The sequence below is a fragment of the Mucilaginibacter terrenus genome, assembly GCF_003432065.1.
GTDB lineage: Bacteria > Bacteroidota > Bacteroidia > Sphingobacteriales > Sphingobacteriaceae > Mucilaginibacter > Mucilaginibacter terrenus.
The window spans coordinates 1607896-1630177 of sequence record NZ_QWDE01000001.1 but is presented as its reverse complement, the minus strand read 5'-3'; the positions used below and the strand labels follow the sequence as shown (position 1 = coordinate 1630177).

Annotated in this window: 20 protein-coding genes and 1 other RNA gene; 14 read left to right on the top strand and 7 right to left on the bottom strand. The window is 43.6% G+C overall.

Going from position 1 to position 22282, the window contains the following annotated elements:
• Positions 1-42: 42 nt before the first annotated feature.
• Positions 43-1368, bottom strand: coding sequence for a BamA/TamA family outer membrane protein (locus DYU05_RS07185; RefSeq protein WP_235853967.1), 1326 nt, complete (start codon positions 1366-1368; stop codon positions 43-45).
• Between the two features lie 352 nt (positions 1369-1720).
• Here DYU05_RS07185 and DYU05_RS07180 point away from each other — a divergent pair, with 352 nt between their 5' ends.
• Together DYU05_RS07180 and DYU05_RS07175 are read left to right on the top strand one after the other, a co-directional pair.
• Positions 1721-2818 carry an SGNH/GDSL hydrolase family protein gene (locus DYU05_RS07180; protein ID WP_117382273.1) on the top strand — a complete coding sequence of 366 codons (1098 nt, stop codon included), beginning with the start codon at positions 1721-1723 and terminating at the stop codon, positions 2816-2818.
• Positions 2819-3231: 413 nt separating this feature from the next.
• Positions 3232-3594 carry a hypothetical protein gene (locus DYU05_RS07175; protein WP_117382272.1) on the top strand — a complete coding sequence of 121 codons (363 nt, stop codon included), beginning with the start codon at positions 3232-3234 and terminating at the stop codon, positions 3592-3594.
• Between the two features lie 652 nt (positions 3595-4246).
• On the opposite strand, the gene DYU05_RS20895 is transcribed toward DYU05_RS07175, so the two are convergent.
• Positions 4247-4441 (bottom strand): hypothetical protein, encoded by a 195-nt coding sequence (locus tag DYU05_RS20895; protein ID WP_133300188.1) that lies wholly within the window; start codon positions 4439-4441, stop codon positions 4247-4249.
• A 78-nt stretch (positions 4442-4519) separates the two neighbouring features.
• Here DYU05_RS20895 and DYU05_RS07165 point away from each other — a divergent pair, with 78 nt between their 5' ends.
• A complete protein-coding gene (locus DYU05_RS07165) occupies positions 4520-5701 on the top strand; it encodes an alginate lyase family protein (protein ID WP_117382270.1) in 1182 nt (393 codons plus the stop codon).
• Positions 5702-5755: 54 nt separating this feature from the next.
• On the opposite strand, the gene DYU05_RS07160 is transcribed toward DYU05_RS07165, so the two are convergent.
• Positions 5756-7315 (bottom strand): M20/M25/M40 family metallo-hydrolase, encoded by a 1560-nt coding sequence (locus tag DYU05_RS07160; RefSeq protein WP_117382269.1) that lies wholly within the window; start codon positions 7313-7315, stop codon positions 5756-5758.
• A 231-nt stretch (positions 7316-7546) separates the two neighbouring features.
• Between DYU05_RS07160 and DYU05_RS21060 the strand changes: the two genes are divergently transcribed.
• The 11 genes from DYU05_RS21060 (at position 7547) to DYU05_RS07110 (ending at position 18701) form a co-directional block, all read left to right on the top strand.
• Positions 7547-7711 carry a hypothetical protein gene (locus DYU05_RS21060; RefSeq protein ID WP_165852017.1) on the top strand — a complete coding sequence of 55 codons (165 nt, stop codon included), beginning with the start codon at positions 7547-7549 and terminating at the stop codon, positions 7709-7711.
• 153 nt (positions 7712-7864) lie between these two features.
• Positions 7865-8086, top strand: a complete 222-nt coding sequence (locus tag DYU05_RS07150) for a hypothetical protein (protein ID WP_117382267.1) — start codon at positions 7865-7867, stop codon at positions 8084-8086.
• 27 nt (positions 8087-8113) lie between these two features.
• A complete protein-coding gene (locus DYU05_RS21055) occupies positions 8114-8272 on the top strand; it encodes a hypothetical protein (RefSeq protein WP_165852016.1) in 159 nt (52 codons plus the stop codon).
• A 332-nt stretch (positions 8273-8604) separates the two neighbouring features.
• The gene (locus DYU05_RS07145; RefSeq protein ID WP_117382266.1) at positions 8605-8976 is read left to right on the top strand and encodes a hypothetical protein; all 372 of its coding nucleotides are present in this window, start codon (positions 8605-8607) and stop codon (positions 8974-8976) included.
• A gap of 184 nt (positions 8977-9160) precedes the next feature.
• A complete protein-coding gene (locus DYU05_RS07140; protein ID WP_117382265.1) occupies positions 9161-10246 on the top strand; it encodes an efflux RND transporter periplasmic adaptor subunit in 1086 nt (361 codons plus the stop codon).
• Positions 10247-10275: 29 nt separating this feature from the next.
• Positions 10276-13446, top strand: coding sequence for an efflux RND transporter permease subunit (locus DYU05_RS07135; RefSeq protein WP_117382264.1), 3171 nt, complete (start codon positions 10276-10278; stop codon positions 13444-13446).
• Positions 13439-14872: a TolC family protein gene (locus tag DYU05_RS07130; protein WP_117382263.1), complete on the top strand. Its 1434-nt coding sequence runs from the start codon at positions 13439-13441 to the stop codon at positions 14870-14872. The genes DYU05_RS07135 and DYU05_RS07130 overlap by 8 nt, the downstream gene beginning before the upstream one ends.
• Before the next feature lie 228 nt (positions 14873-15100).
• Positions 15101-15505 carry a nuclear transport factor 2 family protein gene (locus DYU05_RS07125; RefSeq protein ID WP_117382262.1) on the top strand — a complete coding sequence of 135 codons (405 nt, stop codon included), beginning with the start codon at positions 15101-15103 and terminating at the stop codon, positions 15503-15505.
• A 135-nt stretch (positions 15506-15640) separates the two neighbouring features.
• Positions 15641-16624, top strand: a complete 984-nt coding sequence (locus tag DYU05_RS07120) for a helix-turn-helix transcriptional regulator (protein WP_117382261.1) — start codon at positions 15641-15643, stop codon at positions 16622-16624.
• Between the two features lie 97 nt (positions 16625-16721).
• Complete coding sequence (locus DYU05_RS07115) at positions 16722-17786, top strand: alkene reductase (protein WP_117382260.1); 1065 nt, start codon at positions 16722-16724, stop codon at positions 17784-17786.
• Between the two features lie 27 nt (positions 17787-17813).
• Positions 17814-18701 carry an NAD(P)H-binding protein gene (locus tag DYU05_RS07110; protein ID WP_117382259.1) on the top strand — a complete coding sequence of 296 codons (888 nt, stop codon included), beginning with the start codon at positions 17814-17816 and terminating at the stop codon, positions 18699-18701.
• A gap of 284 nt (positions 18702-18985) precedes the next feature.
• Here DYU05_RS07110 and DYU05_RS07105 read toward each other — a convergent pair whose 3' ends face one another.
• The 4 genes from DYU05_RS07105 to DYU05_RS07090 all read right to left on the bottom strand — a co-directional run bounded on the left by DYU05_RS07105 (position 18986) and on the right by DYU05_RS07090 (position 22268).
• Positions 18986-19762, bottom strand: a complete 777-nt coding sequence (locus DYU05_RS07105; protein WP_117382258.1) for an SDR family oxidoreductase — start codon at positions 19760-19762, stop codon at positions 18986-18988.
• Positions 19763-19814: 52 nt separating this feature from the next.
• Positions 19815-20393, bottom strand: coding sequence for a TetR/AcrR family transcriptional regulator (locus DYU05_RS07100; RefSeq protein WP_117382257.1), 579 nt, complete (start codon positions 20391-20393; stop codon positions 19815-19817).
• 304 nt (positions 20394-20697) lie between these two features.
• Positions 20698-21066, bottom strand: a transfer-messenger RNA (tmRNA) gene (gene ssrA / locus DYU05_RS07095).
• A 143-nt stretch (positions 21067-21209) separates the two neighbouring features.
• Complete coding sequence (locus tag DYU05_RS07090) at positions 21210-22268, bottom strand: acyltransferase (protein WP_165852015.1); 1059 nt, start codon at positions 22266-22268, stop codon at positions 21210-21212.
• Positions 22269-22282 lie beyond the last annotated feature (14 nt).

Here is a 22282-nt window from a genome sequence, read left to right as displayed (position 1 = left end):
TTTTAATTTGACAGTTTATTGTAAAACGTTAACAGGGTGACGTTAGAATGCCTCGTTCAACCCAAGGAAAAACCCTCTGGAACCGTACTTACCCCACGCATAATCCAGGCATAAGTTGGTGCGGGTAGCCTTATTAAACAGCACGCGCAAACCTGCACCGCCGCCAGGCTGCCATACTTCAAACAAATTGGTTCCAAGGTTATCGGCAGCGGTTTGCATGCTGAAGAAGGTAACACCGCTCAGGAACTTGTTCCTGGTGATAGGGAAACGGTACTCCACCTCGCCATCAAAGTACTTGGTGCCTTTAAAGTAGCCAACAGTATAACCCCTGGCGCTCCTGAAGTTGGGGTCCTTGCCGGAGCCGGGTAGCTCAAGTAAAGGCAGGTCGCCGCTAAGCAGGTACGAACCCCAAGCCCAGAAAGCAATAACATGCTCCGGGTGCGAATGGGATAAGCTGATATACTTTCTTAGGTCCACTGTTAATTGTGCTGCATTTTTACTACTGCCCAAAAAAGTTTCATTCAAACGGATGCCCGCATCAGCATAAATGCCCTTATAGGCACGGTTCTGGTTATCACGGGTGGTATATTGTACGTTGAACAGCATCCCGTTGGCACTGTAACCGTTTCTATTAAAACCGTGCTGATCACTGTAAACATAATATGGTGTAAGCGCGGTAGGTTCAGATCGTTTATCTTCAATGTTACGGCGCAGTTCAAAAGATAAGCCACCCCCAACAAACAGGTGTTCGGCTACTTCCTTATAAACCTTTTCGCTAAAGCGGAAATACAATGCATTAAGCGCATATCCCTTACGGTCAGGATTGGTTAGCGCGATAGCTTCCGGGCTGCTGAAGTTGCCCCGACCAATGCCGATACCAAAGTCCGGCGTAACGGTTTTTGCTGCCACCAGGCTGCCTTGCAGGTTCCATTTGTTGCCGTTGGTGAACACGTTGTGCGTTACGTAAAAATAGATGATGTTTTTGGTGGTGATAGATGCGGATGTTGCTGCTACCGACAACAACGTGCTTGGATCGGTACCTAACACCCTTCCGGCAACTGCTTTTATACCCAACTGAAAACCTATACTGGGGTTTGATGCAATATTGGGAATCACCGTTATACCGGACGGCTTTTTGGTAGTATCAGGCTGTTTATTTGGATGCAGCAGGTCACGCGCAAGGTCGCCAATGTCATATTGCGAGGCAAGCCCCGGATTGGGCGGGTACACCTTCTTGTGATTGCGTAAAGAATCAGCCTTGAGGGAATCGATAGGCGGGGCCACTTGTGCCTTTACAGTCCTGGCGCCAGCTATAACCGACAACAGGAGAACGCCCGAAAACAGATATTTGTGAATGCTTTTTTGCACAGGATTTGTGTTTGGTAACCACAGGTATAACCGTGTGTATTATAAATTGTTTACCATCAAATTGTCAGGAGGTCGTCTAACTATTTCCAGCAATTAGCCTCAATTCAAAAGATGTAGAGCTTTTGTTCCGACCGATAGTTAGACATTATGTTCGTCCTGTAGCCAGCATCGTTTACCACCTTGTCTTAGTGAGCCTGTCGAACCATTAGCGAGGCGTATAGGTCTTCGACAAGCTCAGACTGACGGTGTGAGCGGCTTGTATTATTTTATCAATTTATAATTACTGCAAAGCAAAAATGCAGCATGTTGAACAGGTTTGTTATTATTGTATGAACCAGCTTAACCACGCTCCATGAACTTCAGAAACTTATATCTATCACTAGTCGCTGTTTGCCTCTGTACTGCTGCGTTTGCAAACGCTCCTGCAGACACGCTTTACGCTAAAAAGTTGAACCCTTATGGCCGATATCACTACAACGATAAAAAGCAGCTGGAGCTCATTAGTTCCGCTGTGCATTTCGGTTTCAGTTTTGAGGGTAATAAGTGCGCTTTGTATGTTTCCCTTAACGACGAAAACGGACATGGTTACCTCCAGTACGAACTAGATGGCGTGTACCAGAAGCGTATCCGGGTGGATGGTAGTTCAACCGATCCGCTGATCATTACCGCTCCGACTAGTGGCAAACACGAGATGTGGATATACAAGGCTACCGAGGCGCATACAGGTGCCATAATTGTTAGCAAGGTAGTTGCAGAAAAGATAAAGCCATTAAAGGTGTCAAATGCACCGCTGATAGAGTTTATCGGTAACAGTATTACCTGTGGTGCCGCCTCAGATGCGTCGGAATACGCATGCGGCACGGGCGACTACCAGGATCAGCACAACGCCTATATGGCTTATGGTCCGCGGGTTGCACGGGCGCTGGGTGCAAACTTTATGCTGAGCAGCGTTAGTGGTATAGGCATGTACCGTAACTGGAACACGCTTAGCCCAACCATGCCACAAGTTTATGAGAAAGCGGATTTCCAGGTAAATAGTACGGTAAAGTGGGATTTTAATACTTACAGCCCTAAGGTAGTGAGCATAGCCCTGGGCACAAACGACTTTAGCAGGGGTGACGGTAAATCGCCACGCAAGCCTTTTGACCCGGAAGCTTTCACAGCGGCTTACGTTAAATTTGTGCACCTGGTTAAAACCAAGTACCCTAAAGCCCGCATAGCATTACTGAGCAGCCCTATGGTTAAAGGTGCAGATGCCAAAACGCTGGAAAGCTGCCTTGCTGCCGTAAAAAAGAAAATTGATGCCGATTACCCGTCAGACAAGCCAGTGGAAACTTTCTTTTTCCCGCCAATGGAAGGCCGCGGCTGCGGAGGCCACCCCAGTGTAGAAGACCATGGCATTATGGCGGATGAAGTAACGCTGTTTTTTAAGAAGATATTAGGAGAGTAGTAGGCTGTTTTTAGTTCGAGGTAAATATTTAATAAAGAAGAAGGCACAAGTACACAGCCGCTTGCTGTGCTGAATACTTGCGCTAGAGTGGTAATCAAGAATAACTAAAACGTATTAATGAGATGAGCTTGTACTTCGGGCGGCTATTAAGAGACATTGGGCTGGTGCTGATTTACCTTTTCTTATTGATTCAAAACAAATTAAAAGGAAAGCCGCTCCTCTCATTTAAAGAACATCGCAGACTATCTTATTATGAATACAAGTACTTTTTGGTAGGCTTGGGTATATTGTTGCTAGCCGCGTTAATAATTGATAGAGTATATCGCTAATTTAGGCACAACTACGCCATCACCACTCTCGCACCGGAGAATTTCACCGGCGGAAGGTTCCCATTTATTTTTAAATCAAATAGCATGGTTTTTATAAAACGTATTGAATTTATGGACGATTATGCTTCTGAAGCATGTGTGACGATTTCTGACGGTTTATTCGAGTTGATAGTATTTAAGCACCCGTTTAAATTTGAAAAGATAGAGGTCGACATCCACGAACTGACGGCATTGCATTCGGATAAAATTTATAGGGCCAATACGTATGTATATTCAATTAAAAAGTTAGATGGTTTTTTTGAATATGAATTAACCGGATTAGTTATAGATAGACAGAAGGATTTAGTACGTGTTGGAGAATTCGTTATTGAACTGGACGGCATTATTCCTGGAGATATTTTAGAAGGGGAATTTGTAAGTTGTAGATGCGGCCGCATTGATTGTTAATGTTCTCCATTTGCGACGTGACAACAACTATTTTTTGTTTAAAGAACAGCGGCGGGTGGCGCTCTAGGAGCTAATAAACAGGCACTAAGTGGAACAAGGACAATTATATAGGAACTGGTTCAATCAAGCGAATAGCTGTATGAAAAATTAAGTGATAGTAGCTAATGATTAATAAATTTTTGTATGCGCTATATTTTTGTTTGCTGGATGGTTTGATAAATTTATTTATAAATCTGTTCACAGGCAATCCATCCGTAGTTATTGTTATTTCAACGCTTGTGAGAGCATCTGTCTTTTTGTTATTATTACCAATTACATTCTATCTTATAGCTATTATCATTAACAGGCCGCTAGCCAAAACATGGCATCTGGTGGTAGTACATTTATTAATATACATTGCCATCCCTGTAGCTATTTATGTTCTTAAAGAAAGCAAATCCAGCCTTTATCAAGTGGTTCTTGACCTCCATACCAAGCCTAATTTACTCATTTCGATTTACCTGCCATTTATACTTTCGTCTGCGATCGCTATAATTTTCGCAAGAAGATATAAGTTAGTTATTATATGACTCGCACTGATCCTATGCCGGTGCATGCAGTTCTCCGGCTGCCAAGTATGCAACTGGAGCGAACCATTGTGTACTTGTTGCCCTTAAATTAACCAGCGTGCATTGCACAATTTAAGTGTTACAAACACTTGCGCTCCAAACGTATCAGCCAAAATATTTCGAAAATTTGCTATAACGATGTAGTTGGCTTTTAGGCCGATCTCAATCATCTGTTTTGCCTTGCGCAGCAGGCGTATCAACGCATTTAGCCGTTTGCAAACTGCTGGTTTTTCTTCCAAGCTTTGTATTGTACGGCTTGCATATGGTGTTGCCAATTTACCTGTGCCTGCTGCATTTAAACCAATAACACCTATTTTATGAACACAAAAAAACTAAAGCTTTTGCTATGCTCGCTTATGGGCATTGCAGTTGCCGCCGCAATGGTACAGTGTACCAAAAGCGAAGCGGTATCCAACAACATTAAACCCGACAAACTTGCTGTTACGGCGCAGCCCGCTGCTGCACTGGCCACTACATTTGTGCACCCGGGTATCCTGAACACGCAGGCCAGCCTCACACAGATTGCCAGCGAGGCCAACGCCAATAATGCCGAACGCCTGGCCGCTTACCAGAAAGTGCTTGATTATTGCAACAGCCATAGCCCCAGCAATGGTTATAAGGCAACTATATCGGTAGCATCAAGCGCGGGCACTACAGACGAAACTAACTTTAAAGGCGATGCCCTGCTGTCGTACGCGCTTGCACTGCGCTGGGCAAAAACCGGCGATAACAACTATGCGGTTACCGTTAAACAAATTTTAGATGGCTGGGCCAACGTTTTCCAGGGGATTGTGGTTACCGGCAGTAACCCTAACCCAAACCAGGGCGCGCTTGAAGCTGCCTGGGCAGCGCCTACCTTTGCCGCCGCTGCAGAAATTATTAAGCATTTTAAACTGCCCAACGGCCAAACCGGCGGGTGGACAACCGCTGAGGATAACCAGTTTAAAAGCTTTTTGAACAAGCTTAAGGATAACTATATCAACAACACCCCAAACTACCATAACAACTGGGTGGTGTCTCAGGGGTATGCTAAAATGGCCATCGGTATTTTTGAGGATAGCCAGACGGTTTATAATAATGGCTTAGCGCTGATTAAAACAGTTATACCGGAGATTATAGCAACAGACGGATCTATGAACGGAGAGATATGTGGCCACAGCGATTATACGCACTTTCAATATTCGCTTACCGGCATTACTTACGCGGCTAACCTGGCTGCCATGCAGTTTAACGATATTTCGGTTTACACGGCATCAAACAGCCGTTTGCTGGCCGGCTACAATTATCAGTACAAACTGATCAAGGGAACGGTATCGCCGGGTTGCAACGTTAACGGTTCGCCGTCGAGCCCGATATGGCCGGGTATAGAGATTGCCGACCGCCGCTACCACACTACCGAAACAAGCTTTATACGGAATATTAGTCCGCCATACGGTTTACCGGGCGGCGATGTAGGCTTCCTGGGATGGACATCCTATACACATCATAACGTTTACTAACTTACAAGAGGGCTGCCCATTTCGGCAGCCCTCTTGTTTTTGACCTCGGTGCGCTTACAAGCCGTCAAACACAAAAATTTCTTTCTTTAGCGGTTTACGTGGCAGCATAGTAGGGCGCATGCTGGTTTGATAAACAAACGATGCTACAATAATGGCTGCCTGTTTAAGGTCGGGCATGCTCAGGTGGTCATAATCGTCCAGGTTGCTATGATGGGTGCGGGTTTCATAATCCAGCTCGTCCTGTACAAACTGGAAGCCCGGTATTCCGGCCCAATCAAAACTCTGATGATCGGTAGATCCTGTGTTGCTCATCGTTACTGTTGTAGCGCCGAGATCATGAAATGGCTTAAACCACTCTTTAAAAATTGCGGCGGCAGCAGTATTTCCCTGCGCGTAAATACCCCTTATTTTACCCGTACCGTTATCCAGGTTAAAGTATGCGGATACTTTGCCCTGCTCAGGCTTTGGGGTAAAGGTGGGCGCATCTATAAAGTGGTTTTTAACATAGTTGTAAGAGCCATACAGCCCTTGTTCCTCCCCGCCCCACAGCGCAATACGGATGGTACGTTTTGGTTTAATGCCCAGCGAATCCAGCAGGCGCGCGGCCTCCAGCATTACTATGCATCCCGCGGCATTGTCGGTAGCGCCTGTAGCGCCGGACCACGAATCGAGGTGGCCGCCAAGCATTACCACTTCTGCTTTTAATTTAGGGTCGGTGCCCGGTATCTCACCAATAACGTTATAACCTTTGGTGTCGCTGGTAGATGTAGTGCCTTGCAGGTTTATGGCTATCTCTACTTTTTGTCCTGATGCTATGAGCCGCTTTATCTTTTGTGCATCCTCAAGGGAAATGTCTACCTGCGGAATGGTTTCAGGGTCGGTAATCTTGTGGCCGTACTGCGATTGAACAAACACGGTACCATTGACATTTCTTCTGCCGCCGGAGATAAGCGTAAGTACACCTGCTTTTTTAAGTATCAGGTCTATTTTACGGAACATGGCCATGTAGTTGAAAGCGCCTTCAATTTCTTTCCGGCTTACGAGGTAAGAATCTTTAAGATTAGCCAGGGAGGTGTCTGCTAGCCGGGTAGCTGTTGGTTTAAAATTTCCCTCTCCATTGTAAGGGCCGCCGGTTATCAAAAGGATTTTACCTTTAAATTCTGCAGCGTGCCCGGCAAGATAGGTGGTATCTATAGATTGCTGAGGCGTTAGTATTACCACACTGCCGCGCTGCATACCATTTGTATTTGCACTCCATGGAACGGGGTAAGCGCGGAGTTGTGCTGAGTAAGGCGCAGTCATGCTGATGCTGAAGTCGTTAATCTCCCACTGCTTGCCAAACTCGCCCCAGGGCTCCAGCGTGGTGTTGGCCAATCCCCATTTTTTCATGGTAGCTACTGCCCAATCGGCGGCGCGTTTATAGCCGGGCGAGTTGGTTAGCCTCGGGCCGGATACATCAGTAAGGTAATGTGCAATTTGCGGTATTTGTGAGCTGTTCATCTCTGCGTTGCGGATACGACGGAACACGGCAGTATCAGGGTTTTCCTGTTGTGCCATTGTAATTGTACTGCAGGCGGCAAGTGCCAGGCCGGTGAGGATTAGGTTTAGTTTCATTATATGGTAAGTGTCTGGTTTTTATAAAGATAGGTAATGTATTTAAAAACAAAAGAAGAAATACAACACAATACAGTTGGTGAGTGTAAGGTAGGTCGGTAAACTGTACGGAAGTTTGAACACTACACGTTTTGAGTAAATCTACCAAACTAAAATTGCTGTAATACAGGAAATTATAAAATTTTGGAGTGCTGTTGGATGTTTTGGCACAGCTTTGGTTATAAACCCAATATGAAAGTAGTACACTTAAACGCTGGTACACCAGTTAAAACCACCACCAACGCTATTGTAGATCTGTTTACAAAACAAAGGATCACTTTAAAAACAATTCACGAGCGCTTGGTAGCTGCTGCTTCAGGAACTCAGACATCGCAATTTACAGGCTTCATTGCCTGATCTACATATATACTTATGAAAACATGAAGAGTCTTTTTACAAGGGCTCTTTTTTTTGTCTGTTTTTTTTCGAGTAGATAATCAGGAAAAAACCTCACAAGTTGAAAACTTAATTGGAGTTGATTAGCTTATATATAGTACGCAAGAATAGATAATGATAAAGAACAAACAAACAGAAAGTGACGAGCCGCTACTCGCAGGTGAAGAGCAGGAGAGTGGCGCCGACAAGGATAGTTTAAGCCAGGAAGATATCAACAACGGGGTAAATACTTTTAAGGAAAGTAACCAACCCCATGCCGCGCTGGAAACACCCGAGGGAAAAAACAATGGTGCCCGGCCTGCCGCTTATGACCATCAGCAAACTTATCATCCATAAAGTTCGGTTCAACTTAATAGTACGGTTATGAAAGATAGCAAAGACACCAAGACCATGCAACCTCCTCCACCGCACACCAAACAGGCCGGTACCCGTAAGAAGAAGGTAAGCACATCTGCCAACGAAAGCAACCTTCGCGCCGATCAAAAGAACAGTCAGCATAACGGTACAGACACCGGCCACTAACACCTGTTCATCCCAGAAAGTCAGGAAAGTTTTCTGGTTGTCAAAAGCCGTAAAAAACGAGTGTTTTGCAAATTTTAGCGAACTGAATCTTTAATGTGTTTTCCAGACGGATTTAGGAAATAAAAAAATGTGGTTTTTGCAGATTTTTGCTCATGAAAAAGGCGGTTGTTGGCGCTGATTTTATAATTTCTGATTACCGCAATAACGGCATTTTTTCTGGGTAATCTGCTGACACTAGTTTGTCACTGTCCGGTAAACATGATGAGCATCCAAATAAAACATCTCAATTTATTTTAAGGAACGATTAATCGTGTTATTTTTGCGGAAGATACATGAGGTTCGTTTTCATCCTTTTATTGTCACTGTGCCACCTTATTACAAAGGCTCATGATCATACCGGCGGGGCTAAAAATAGCCGCCTGGTAATCCATCCTCTTTTCAGTGGCGACAGTCAGCAAGATGCTCATATTCAGTCGGGTATCGAGAGTGATCAGGATGATCTTGTTGTCGTTTTAGACGATGACGATAACGATACTGTATCTGCCAGGAGGTATGTATTATTGGTAAAATCGCCAATAGTTCAATACTATTTACAGCTTTTCTCAGGATTTTATCAAGACCCAGATAACAAACAGTTTAGCTATTCCGGATCGTTAATTACCTTCACAGACAGGTATATAACCCAACGGGTTTTAAGAATCTGAAGCATTCCCGCGCATCAGATTTCGCACGAGGTACAATGTAATTTGTACCGTTTCGTGTGTAAAAGCGACATTTTCTAGATATCAAACCGGTTATTCTGTTGCTGCTGTGTATTACGCAGCTGATGCCTTTTAACTTCTACAACCGCTTTGTTGCCAGCCATCAAAATTAATTTTTTAATATACCATGAATAGGAATGTGATGTTCATTGCGCTGTGTGCTCTTTTATATAACACAAGCTGTAACTCGAACAAGGAAGAAAAAACGGAAGAAACTGCAACTTACACTGCAACTAGCCCTTTAAAAATTGATACATCCTACACCAAGGAGTATGTATCGCAGATAAAATCTGTGCGTAACATTGAAGTACGGGCACAGGAGAAAGGATACCTTCAAAAAATCTATGTGGATGAAGGTCAGTTTGTTAAAGCAGGTCAGCCGCTTTTTAGGATAATGCCACAAGCTTTCGAGGCCGAATTACAGAAAGCTGAAGCCGAGACACGTTCTGCTGAAATTGAATTACAGAACACCAAAACGCTGGCGGACAAAAATATCGTATCAAAAAATGAGTACCTGTTAGGTCAGGCTAAACTTGACCAAGCCAAGGCAGAACGTGCACTCGCTAAAATGCACCTTGCATTCACGGAGATTAAAGCACCCTTTGACGGAATTATTGATCGTATTCCTTTAAAGCTTGGCAGCCTTGTGGATGAGGGTGCACTGCTGACAAGCCTGTCAGACAACAATCAGATGTTTGCGTATTTTAATGTGTCAGAGCCTGAATATTTGAACTATCAAACAGATGTTAAAGACAGGGGCGAACGCAAAGTAGACTTGCTGCTCGCAAATGGCCAGCCATTTAAATACAAAGGCGATGTTGAGACCGTAGAAAGTGAATTCAACAGCGAAACGGGAAACATAGCTTTTAGGGCGAGGTTCAACAACCCTGAAAAACTGCTTAGGAATGGCGAAACCGGTAAAGTATTAATGACGGTTCCTTTTAAAAATGCCTTGGTTATTCCACAGAAAGCCACTTATGAAGTGCAGGATAAAACTTACGTGTTTGTAATTGATGATAAAAACGTGGTTAGATCAACCAATATTGAGATAGGTGCCCGTATGCCTGACTTGTATGTTGTTCAAAGCGGAATATCTGCTCGTGACAAAATTCTGCTTGACGGCGTGCAAAAGGTGCGTGATAATGATATAATTAAGTACAAATTCCAGAAGCCTGAAGAGGTTATCTCTCAATTGAAATTAAAAGCGGAATAATCACACTCAATTCTTAATCAAGTAATTAAATGTTTAATAAATTTATTCAAAGGCCGGTTCTGTCGATAGTAATATCGCTCATGATCGTCTTTTTAGGGGTGCTTGCTATCACAACGTTGCCGGTAACGCAGTTCCCATCCATTTCTCCGCCAAAGGTGAATGTAACGGCCGATTACCCTGGTGCAAACGGAGAACTGATGATCAAATCTGTAGTTATTCCGCTGGAAAGAGCTCTGAACGGTGTGCCGGGTATGAAGTACATGACGTCAGATGCTGGTAACGACGGCGAGGCATCTGTACAAATCATATTCAACCTTGGCACCGACCCTAATCAGGCAGCACTAAACGTGCAAAACCGTGTAGCATCTGTCGTAAACAAACTGCCACCATTGGTAGTGCGCGAGGGTGTGAAGATCACCCGGGAAGAATCTAACATGCTGATGTATGTTAACCTTTACAGTAAGGATAAGTCCATGGATCAGAAGTTCTTATACAACTTCTCAGAGATTAATATCCTGTCTGAATTAAAAAGGGTCAACGGTGTAGGCTTTGCAGATATTTTGGGTAACAGGGATTACGCCATGAGAATATGGCTAAAGCCCGACCGTATGCTGGCTTACAAAATTTCGGCAGACGAAGTGATGGAGGCGCTGGCAGCACAAAGTTTAGAGGCTTCGCCAGGTAAAACCGGTGAAAGCTCGGGCAAAAAGTCACAAACTTTTGAGTACGTTCTGAAGTATTCCGGTAGGTTTACTACTAAGGAACAATACGAAAATGTTGGCTTAAGGGCTAATGCTAACGGCGAGATACTGCGATTGAAAGATGTAGCTGATATTGAATTTGGCAGCTCCATGTACGATATCTATTCTAACCTGAATGGCAGGTCATCAGCAGCTATTGTACTAAAACAGTCTTACGGAAGCAATGCCAGCCAGGTTATTAAAGACGTTAAGGCTAAAATGGAGGAGATCAAAAAAACATCTTTCCCGAAAGGTGTAGATTACGAGATCAGCTATGACGTTTCGAAATTTTTGGATGCCTCGATAGAGAAGGTAATTCACACCCTGGTGGAAGCTTTTATATTGGTGGGGCTTGTAGTATTCCTGTTCTTGGGCGACTGGCGCTCCACTATAATTCCGGCCATGGCCGTTCCTGTGTCACTTATCGGGACGTTTGTCTTCATGCAGTTCTTCGGTATTACACTCAACCTAATTACCCTTTTTGCATTGGTTTTGGCCATTGGTGTGGTTGTGGATGACGCCATCGTGGTGATTGAAGCCGTGCACGCTAAAATGGAAGAGGAGCATCTTTCGCCATTAAATGCAACCAAAAAAGCAATGCATGAGATAGCCGGGGCTATTATAGCCATCACATTTTTGATGGCAGCGGTATTTGTGCCTGTAGCGTTCATGTCTGGTCCGGTAGGTATTTTCTACCGGCAGTTCTCCATTACCATGGCGACAGCCATTGTATTATCAGGTATTGTAGCGCTCACGTTAACACCTGCTTTATGCGCCATGATCCTGAAGAACAATCACGGCAAGCCAAGAAAAAAGACGCCCGTAAACATGTTTTTAGATGGCTTCAATAACAGATTCAACAAAACTCAGGATAAATATCAAAGTCTGTTAGGGCGTATTGTAAGCCGCAGATCGGTGACTTTTGTTAGCCTTATTGTTTTTTGTGCGGGCATTTATTTGTTAAACAATACAGTTCCGACAGGTTTTATCCCGAATGAAGACCAGGGGATGTTTTATGCCATCATCCAAACGCCGCCCGGCTCTTCACTGGAACGAACCAATGACATTGCATTAAAATTGCAAAAAGTTGCTGAAACGGTTGATGGTGTGCAGTCTGTATCTGCATTAGCAGGTTATGAGATACTTACAGAAGGTACCGGGTCTAACTCGGGTACGTGTTTAATTAACTTGAAAGATTGGGATCAACGCAAGCACTCCGTACAGGAGATCATAAACGAATTGGAGGAGAAGTCCAAAGATATACCAGGGGCAAACATAGAGTTCTTTCAGCCGCCTGCTGTACCGGGTTATGGTGCTGCGGGTGGTTTCGAGTTGCGTTTACTTGATAAAGCTGGGTCGGGTGATTACAAGCTGATGGAAACTGTAAACAACGACTTTGTAAAAGAGCTGAGCAAACGCAAGGAGCTTTCGTCGGTATTTAGCTTTTATAGCGCCAGTTTCCCGCAGTACATGTTAAAGATCGATAATGATCTGGCCTTACAAAAAGGAGTAACCGTTGATAATGCAATGAATACCCTTTCTACACTGGTGGGTAGTAATTACGAGATCAGTTTCATAAAATTTGGTATCAATTATAAAGTAATTGTGCAATCAGGTCCCGAGTACCGTGCACAGCCAGACGATATCCTGAAGTTGTATGTTAAGAACAACCGTGATGAAATGGTGCCTTACTCTGATTTCATGAAGTTGGAGAAAGTTTATGGCCTCTCGGAAATTACAAGACATAACATGTATAACTCATCCGAGATTAGCGGTTCTGCCGCACCCGGATACAGTAGCGGAACAGCAATAAAAGTTATACAGGAAGTAGCAGAGAAAACTCTGCCACGCGGCTTCGGTATTGGTTGGGCTGGTATCTCTGCGGATGAGGTTGCCCAGGGTAACCAGGCGGTGTACATATTTTTAATTTGTTTGGGCTTTGTTTATCTCATTCTTGCCGCGCAATACGAAAGCTTTATTCTTCCGCTATCGGTAATCATCTCTTTACCCGCGGGTATTTTCGGCGCCTTTCTGTTGCTTAAACTAACCGGGCTGGAAAACAACATATATGCGCAGGTGGCCATGGTAATGCTCATTGGTCTGTTAGGTAAAAATGCTGTATTGATAGTAGAATTTGCTGTACAGCGCCATGCTGCAGGTAGGTCTGTATTAGAGGCAGCAATGGAGGGCTCCAAAGCCAGGTTCCGCCCAATTCTGATGACATCTTTCGCATTTATTGCCGGCTTAATCCCACTGGTAATTGCTTCCGGACCTGGTAAGGTAGGAAACAGAACCATTGGTACAGCAGCTGCAGGCGGTATGCTTTTGGGTACCATTTGCGGCGTATTTGTTATACCGGGTTTGTACTACATATTCGGCACCATAGCAGAAAAAAGCAGGCTTGCTAAGTATGAAGATGAAAATCCGTTTACCGAAGAAATAGACAATAATCATGTATAATCTAAATAAATATAAAGGTATTGTTGTACTGGCGGTTTGCCTTGGAATTGCCAGCTGCAAAGTGCCTGCAATTACGCAGGTAGGTGAAAACAAGCCTCTGCCGGGAATGTACGGCAATAGTGCCGACACCACCAATATCGCCGCCATGCAGTGGCGCAATTTTTTTACAGATGCTAACTTGGTAAGCCTGATAGATACTGCATTAAAGAATAACCAAGAGTTGATGACTACACTGCAGGAGATTCAAATTGCCCGAAATGATATTGGAATACGGCAAGGCCAGCTATCACCAACAGTTGGTTTGAGGGCAGGGGCAGGGCTGGAGAAAACTGGGCGTTATACCAGCCAGGGAGCAGGCGATGCATCTACGGATATTACACCAGGTCAGGAAGTGCCCGACCCGTTAGCTGACTATACGGTAGCCGCTTACGCGAATTGGGAAATTGATATCTGGAAAAAGCTGCACAATGCGAAAAAAGCAGCTGTAACCCGGTACCTGTCCTCGGTAGAAGGAAGAAATTTTGTAGTTACTAATTTGATCAGCGAGATTGCCAACGCTTATTACGAACTGCAATCGTTAGATTGCCAGCTTGCAATTGTAAGGCAGAGCATCCAGTTACAAAAGAATGCACTCGAGATTGTAAAAGTGCAAAAGGATGCGGCCAGGGTTACCGAATTGGCTGTGCAGAAGTTTCAGGCAGAAGTATTAAGTTCACAGGGACTTGAATTTGAAACACTGCAGAAAATAAGGGAGACAGAAAATGATCTTAACTTGTTACTCGGGCGTTATCCGCAGGAAATAAAACGAGACACAAGCAATTTCTTAACCCTTACACCCGCAGCCGTCTACACAGGTATTCCGTCGCAGTTGCTGGCGAACAGGCCAGATGTTAAAAGGGCAGAGCTTGACCTAATAGCCGCTAAGCTGGATGTAAAGGTTGCACGGGCAGAGTTTTACCCCTCATTCAGTATTTCGGCTGCGTTGGGATTTCAGGCGTTTAAGCCAAGTTACCTGTTTAAGTACCCGGGATCGCTGCTCTACTCTATAGCCGGAGATATTGCCGCGCCTCTTGTAAACAGGGCTGGTATAAAAGCTGAGTTCAACAGTGCTAACGCACGTCAGCTGCAGGCCATGTATAACTATCAAAAAACAATTTTAAACGCCTACATTGAAGTAAACACGCAACTTTACGCTATCGATAATTTGCAGAAACGCTATAGCTTAAAGACAAAAGAAGCCGATGCACTTACAAAATCAGTAGACATTTCTAACGCGCTGTTTAAATCTGCCCGGGCAGATTACTTTGAGGTATTGATGACCCAAAGGGATGCGCTCGCGACAAAACTAGAACTAGTGGAAACTAAAAAAGCGCAGTTTACTGCTGTAAACACCATTTACCGCAATCTTGGCGGTGGCTGGAGATAAACTACGTTTTTAGGAAACCAGAGTCGATAATATTATATCCCTACTTAAGCCTAATTAGCTATTATAGCTAGTTAGGCTTTGTTTTTCAACAGCGGTGGATTTTCAGCATTGGATGTCATACTAGTTGATATAAATCAACTTATTTCTTATGATACGTCAATGTGCGGGTTAGTCAAACATGCCAATTTTGTGGAGTTAACAATAACATAAAAACATAAAAATAAAGTCATGAAAACCGCAAAAGAATTATTACTGGATTATTTAGAAAATATAGGGAATCCGGATTTTCAGATTGAACTGTTCGCCGATGATGCTGTATTTGAATTACCTTACCTGGCAAGCCTAGGCATATCAACGCGTTGGGAAGGACGCGAAACATTGTACAACTTTTTAAGCAACTTGCCAAAAACCTTCCCAGGCTTCAAGTTTAAAAACATCCAAATTCATATAGACACTCCTGACCAGGCTTTTGGTGAATACGAAGCTACCGCTACAATTGCTTCCAACGGAAAAGAATATGCTCAACACTATATGGGCCGTGTAGTTGCAGAAAACGGGAAAATTAAACTAATCCGCGAGGCACTTAACATGGTTCCCGTTATAAGGGATATTAGAGGAATCTCCCTTAACTAACCTTTAAATACCCGTAAAGACCTCAGGCGGTAAGTAGCTTGGGGTTTTTTATTTGTCGATTTTAAATTCCAAATCAAAGTGCATGTGAGAGATATTTAATATGCTTAGTTTTGGTGATCAGCACGTCATCAGTTAATGATCTTCAGTTTTAACTCAACACCCGGGTTTGATTTCATGACCTATTTTGCCAGGCATATCGGGGCGAATATAGATAATGATTTGCTGGTCATTCCCGACAACATTGGTACTGGATATATTCGAAAGTTGTCGTTTAGTGCAGAATTCAAGATCACTATGCACCATTATGTGCTAAAAGAGGACCTGATTATTAAACGCAACACCTCCGGCTTGGGCAATGAACTAATTACAATCTTTTTTTACAGTAATGAGCAAACGCTCGGTATCGCGTTTGACAATAACCCAGATATCCAGTTTTCCGAACGGGATGACTCCGCCATCCAAGTTACCTCTAACAACCTGAACTCGACTATACGTTTCCCAGCTGGGCATATCATACGGTATGCGGTAATTGCCATCATGCCAGCTTATCTTAAAAACCTGCTGGCTCTTAATAAACTTAACTCTACGCTTGAAACAATAACCAGCCCAGGTAGTACATTCCTTTTTTTCGAGAACATGACGGCAGAGGCTAAGTTGCTGCTCAAAAATTTAAGTGCAGTAGATATGAGTGACGGGTTAAGCCAGTTCTACATGCAAATTAAAGTACAGGAGCTGCTTTACCTGCTTTTTCATAAGCTGTCCAAACGCGAAAGTTTACCGCACCAGAGTATCAACAGTTCGGATGTGGCGAGGCTTCTGCATATCCGTAACGAAGTTATCAGTGACTTAGGCACTCCTCCGGTCCTGGCCGAACTGGCACAAATTGCCACCATGAGCGAAACCAAGCTTAAACAACTCTTTAAGCAGGCCTTTGGCGATACTATTTACAATTACTATCAACGCGCCCGGATGGAGGAAGCTGCTTTTCTTTTAAAGCAAGGTAAACGGTCGGTTGCTGAAGTTGGCTATGAGCTGGGTTTTACAAACCTTAGTCACTTTAGCAGGCTGTTCCAAAAACATTATGGCTTTACCCCTAAGCGGTTTTCGTCGCAAACTTAAATCTATTTGTCGCATCGGACTGATTTTAAACCCTATTCAGCTATTATCAGCTTAGTGTAAGGTGCAATTTTGCTTTGTAAATAAAAACAAAAGCAAAATGAAAAAATTATTTGAGCCTTATAATAAAGCTTTTCTTCAGTTGAAGAACCATGTAGTGATGGCTCCCATGACCAGAAGCCGTGCCATTGGCAATGTGCCTAATGCTATGATGGCCACCTACTACAAGCAGCGTTCAGGTGCCGGAATGATCATTACCGAAGGTACTTCACCCAGTCCAGAAGGTTTAGGCTATCCTCGCATTCCGGGTATTTTTACAGATGCCCAGATAGAAGGTTGGAAACTGGTAACCGATGCTGTTCATGATGGAGGTTCCAGGATATTTCTGCAACTGATGCATACCGGCAGAATAGCGCACAGCTCTAACTTGCCGGAGGGCCACCACGTTGTAGGAATGTCAGCCATTAAAGCAACTGGCGAAATTTATACAGATGCCGGCATGTTTGAATACTCAGCTCCAAAAGCCTTAGATGAGAGTGGCATAGCTCGTATCGTACAAGATCATATCAAGGCAGCCGAAAATGCTATTGCCGCTGGCTTTGACGGTGTTGAATTGCACGGAGCACACGGATATCTGCTCGAGCAATCCTTAAATCCGCACATAAATAACCGTACAGATAATTATGGCGGATCCATAGAGAACCGTAGCAGGTTGATACTGGAAATTGTACAAAAAATAGCAGCTTCCATAGGAGCAGATAAGGTTGGCCTACGCATATCACCTTTTCTAACTTCTAACGATATGCCCGCCTACGAAGATGCTGAGGTTCATGAAACCTACATTCACCTTGCCCTACAAGTAAACCAGTTGGGTATTGCATACCTGCATATTTCAAACAATCCGGGCATTCCCGAAAAAACGCATCAGGATATTCGCAAGTCCTTCGCCAATACAATCATCTATTGCAATGGATTTACGGCAGAAACCTCTGAGGCCAAATTACAGGATGGGTCCGCGGATCTTGTTGCTTTTGGCAGAAGCTTTTTAGCTAATCCTGATTTTATGAGGAGGATTGAAAAAAACGCCCCCCTAAACCAGCTGGATTATAATACACTTTACACTCCCGGTGAAGAAGGCTACACAGATTATCCAGAATTAAACTGATTATCAACTACTGAAAAAACATACAACATGAAAATTACAACAACAGGCTCATTAGGAAATGTAGCCAAACCATTAGTTAAAAAATTGATAGCAGCCGGTCACCACGTAACCGTGATCAGCACCAACAATGACCGTAAAGAAGAAATTGAGGCTTTAGGTGCAAAGGCTGCAGTTGGCTCTATAAGTGACGAGGTATTTTTGACTGAAGCTTTCAAAGGTGCAGACGCCGTGTATACCATGATGCCGCCATCAATGGGGCCGGGTAACATGATAGAGAACATTGCTAAAGCCGGACACGCTTATGCGAATGCTATTAAGGCTGCAGGTGTAAAACGCGTAGTAATGCTGAGCAGCATTGGTGCAGACGCTAGTCAAGGTACGGGCCCAATACAAGGTGTACATCGGGTTGAGCGTATATTGCAAGGCTTAGATGGTGTAAATGTTACTGTTTTAAGGTCCGGATTCTTCTATATCAATTTTTTGAGAGATATACCTCTGATCAAAAGCAAAGGCATATTCGGCAATAATTATAACGGTGACGACCGGTTGGCGCTTACACATCCAGGGGATCTATCCACGGCTCTAGCGCAAGAATTACAAGCCAAAGGAAACGGCTTTGAAGTACGATACGTTGTAAGTAATATATCTACAGGAGCAAAATTAGCAGCAGTATTGGGTCAAGCTATCGGTAAGCCAGAATTGGTTTGGACAAATATCCCTGATGAACAATTAAAAAAGGGCATGCTTGCAGGAGGATTACCCGAGGAGCTGGTCGGCCTTATTGTTGAAATGGGACAAGGTGTAAGGGCCGGTATAATCACCAGGGACTTTTTTGCAAGCGGAGCAAAAGTTACCGGGCGGATTAAACTGGAAAACTTTGCAGAAGAGTTTAAGGCGGCGTATTTGCGCAGTTAAGTAGCTGATTTATATCAACAATGCATCAGGAGCTGCCTATGCCAGCTTATGAAAACCATTGCCCTGCTTAGGAAGTACAACGAAGTGTAAAGGCCGTTTGTAGAGACCGTACATACGCGTGTAGACCGCTTGATATATTTACCCTAAATGCAGGAAGAGTTGTAGGCATCCTTCGAAGCCTAGACTAGAAGCAATTATAGTACAAAGGTCCGATAATCACTACCGGACCTTTTGTTACAATTCGTAGGCCATTTGGGCCATTTGTAAATTGGCGTTCAGTGATATTATCCCACTGTAGGCAACGATCCACCGTCAATTGCATAGATAGTACCTGTAAGGTATGCAGCAGAGGGTGATACCAAAAAGTGTACAAGGTGTGCAACTTCTTCCGGCTCGGCCATGCGGCCCATGGGTATTCCACCGGTTTGTGCCATTAGTTGTTTCATGCCTTCCTCTGGCGTAATGCCTGCTGAAGTTGCGTAGTCATTTAAAAATTTGACCATCGGTTCTGTTCTGGTAGCGCCCGGTGAAACTGTTAATACACGTACACCTTTGTCGGCCAGTTCGGTAGCTAGTGCTTTGCTGTAACTGTTCAACGCTGCCTTTGAAACAGCATAAGCCAGGTTCAGGTTCCACAATGCCTGTTTACCTGCAACTGAAGAGATATGGATGATTACTCCGCTTTTTTGTTTGATCATTTGCGGCAGCAAAATCCTGTCAAGCCTAATAGCTGAGATCAGGTTCAAGTCCAATTCCTGCTGCCAGTGCGCATCGGTCAATGTACTATGCCCGCCGCCAGGTGTTGTTAGCCCGCCAACGTTGTTGATCAATATGTCAATGCCGCCAAAAGCATCCTCTATCTTCTGGGCAAGCGTCGCCGTCTGGCCGGCATCGGTCAGGTCAGCCGCAATAAAGTGGTGAGCCGTATTCTCAGGCTTTGTCCTGGCGCTGACAATAACAGTTGCGCCTGCTTCTGCTAGCTCGTCGGCAATTGCTTTGCCGATACCTTTTGTACCACCGGTAACCAGTGCCCTTTTCCCTTTGATATCTTTCAATTCCATGGTTTTAATGATTAATATTCTGAAACAAATGTTTCAGAATTCGATAAAAAAATTATTTAGTTAATTGTTTAATAAAATATTCAGCCATGCGTTTAATCTTGACCGGGTCTTTGTGCAAAATGTAAGATTCATACCAGCCTGTCCAGGTGCTATTGAAATAGTCGGCTAATAAAGCCGGATCTTCATCATCGCGGATTTCGCGTTCCTCCATGGCCTTTTTAATAAGATCATGTAAGAACTGGTAAGAACGCTGGTCATCTGCTGCCAGTATTTGCTTAACCCGTTCGTCATTCGTGGCTACCTCGAATGCACTCTTAACAGCCATACAACTGTCTTCACCATTAATAATGATATTAACTGCTTCGTGGATGTAATCTGTTAGTACAGCTAATGGTGATCTTTTGCTTGCTAAGCGCTTGTCCCAATCTTGTTTCCTGAGGTCGGTATAGTGCTGTACACAACGCACGAAAAGTTCTTGCTTATCGCCAATAGTATTATACAAGCTGCTACTATTGATCTGCATGGCATCAGTGAGGTCGCGAAGTGATGTAGCATTATAGCCTTTCTTCCAGAAAACTTCCATTGCTTTCTGGATCGCAAGTGATTCGTCAAATTCTACATTCCTGGCCATAACATAACAAAGGTAAGCAAATCTGAAACAATTGTTTCAGATTTGCGTCAATTTTAGCATAATCAACAAGTTGCCAGCATCTCAGAAGCTTTGATTAGTATTACTTTTGCGTCTGGTGACGTACTCTATGGCAAATCGATGATCCCTGTTGTGGATTTTTGCGAGACCTAAGTTACAAAAGTGCAAACAGGTCTCGATTAGGTTTCCCGAAACATGCATTTAAATGAATTCTTTCAGACTGGAATTCAAAAAAAACGCTATAAAACCGGGTTTTATAGCGTTTTGGCCTGTTTTGAGGCTGTAAAAGTGGAGCCGGAGGGATTCGAACCCTCGTCCAAACATGGTATAAAGTAAGCTTTCTACATGCTTAGCTTCTGTTAAATTGTCGGGAAGGGGAAGGCCAGTTGCTTGCCTGTACCGTCTTCCGTAGGTGCTTTATCTCGCCTGCTTATCACACCCTAAGCGAGCCAGTTCCGTTTGTCGATGCCCCTGATGCCGGCTCAATGGAACCGAAAACCGGCGGGACAAAAGCTATGCTAATTCTAAATTAGGCAGCTAAGGCGTAGTTATTTTCGCCGTTTGTGTGTTTGAGTGTTCAGATTAGAGCGCTAATTCACCCAACGCGCTGCATGCTTACTTATTCATCTCCATCCTGTCAATTCCGGTCGACCCCATTTGTTGAGCCTGCTTTTATTGCTGCAGTGAGCGGATAATAATGCAAATATACGATTTAATTGGCAAAGCCCTTGTATAATGCACCTTCTATAACAAAGCAAAATCCTTACCAAAGCATAACCTGACAAGGGTGCAGTTAAACTATTCCACAAGATATTTTAATAGCGGTATTTTACGCATCACCCATATTAATAGCCATGAAATTAGAAAGCATGCCAGGGCAATGGTAGGGATGCTTACAATAGAATTAAAGGCTGCGTAAGTAATTCTGTTTAATTCAAAAAAATTGAGAACCAAAGGGTGACAAAAGTAGATGCCTAAAGTGCTTTTGCTTGCATTATCTAAAAACACTTGTATGGGTTGCGCTATCTTGACAACCGTGTTTTTAGCTTTAATCAATGCACTTGCAGAAAGCAATATCACAAAAGGGCCAAGTGGTTCATAAAAGTAGGTGCTTAGTTCATGAAACTTAACCTGACGATAATATGTTCCAGCAGCTATAATAGTGGCTAAACAAATGAAAAGTAATGCAGCGATAAGTTCGATGCCGTAAAGCCTGACCTTTTTGTTAGATACGTAATAACCCAACACCATATAGCCGATGTAACCGCTGAAGTTATGCAGATCTACAGCGGTCTCTAATGAGCTCAGGTAAGGACGACTAAAAAGCATTGCGAAAAACCACACTGCTAAAAAGTAAAGTAGCTCTTTTTCTGTTGCATTGCGCACGAATTTACTTAGCACAGGGATGAATAAGTACAAACCAATAAGTTGGTATATGTACCACATGTGGTAATAACTACCTGTTTTTAACTGGTGCAGAACAAAACGTACATCTGTCCAAATTTTACCGGTGAAAACGAATTCTTCGTTGTAGTAGCGATAAGTGATATATACTAAGCTCCAAAATAGAAAAGGCAGGATCAACCTGCCTAAACGTTTTCGTAAAAAAACAAACAGGTCATATTCGCGACCAAGGAGTAGAGCCCCCGTTATCATCACAAACACAGGAACCGCGAAGCGGGTAAGTGCGTTATAAAGGTCGCCCGCAATCCAATCTGAAACGCTAACTGAATTGTAGGCGAATAATAGTGGCGAAGCCGTGTGCAAAGCAACTACAGCTAATATTGCAATCAACCGGAGATTATTCATCCAACTGATATTACCTCTATTTGCTTCAACGGTCTCGCTAAACTTCATAAACATTTACTCTC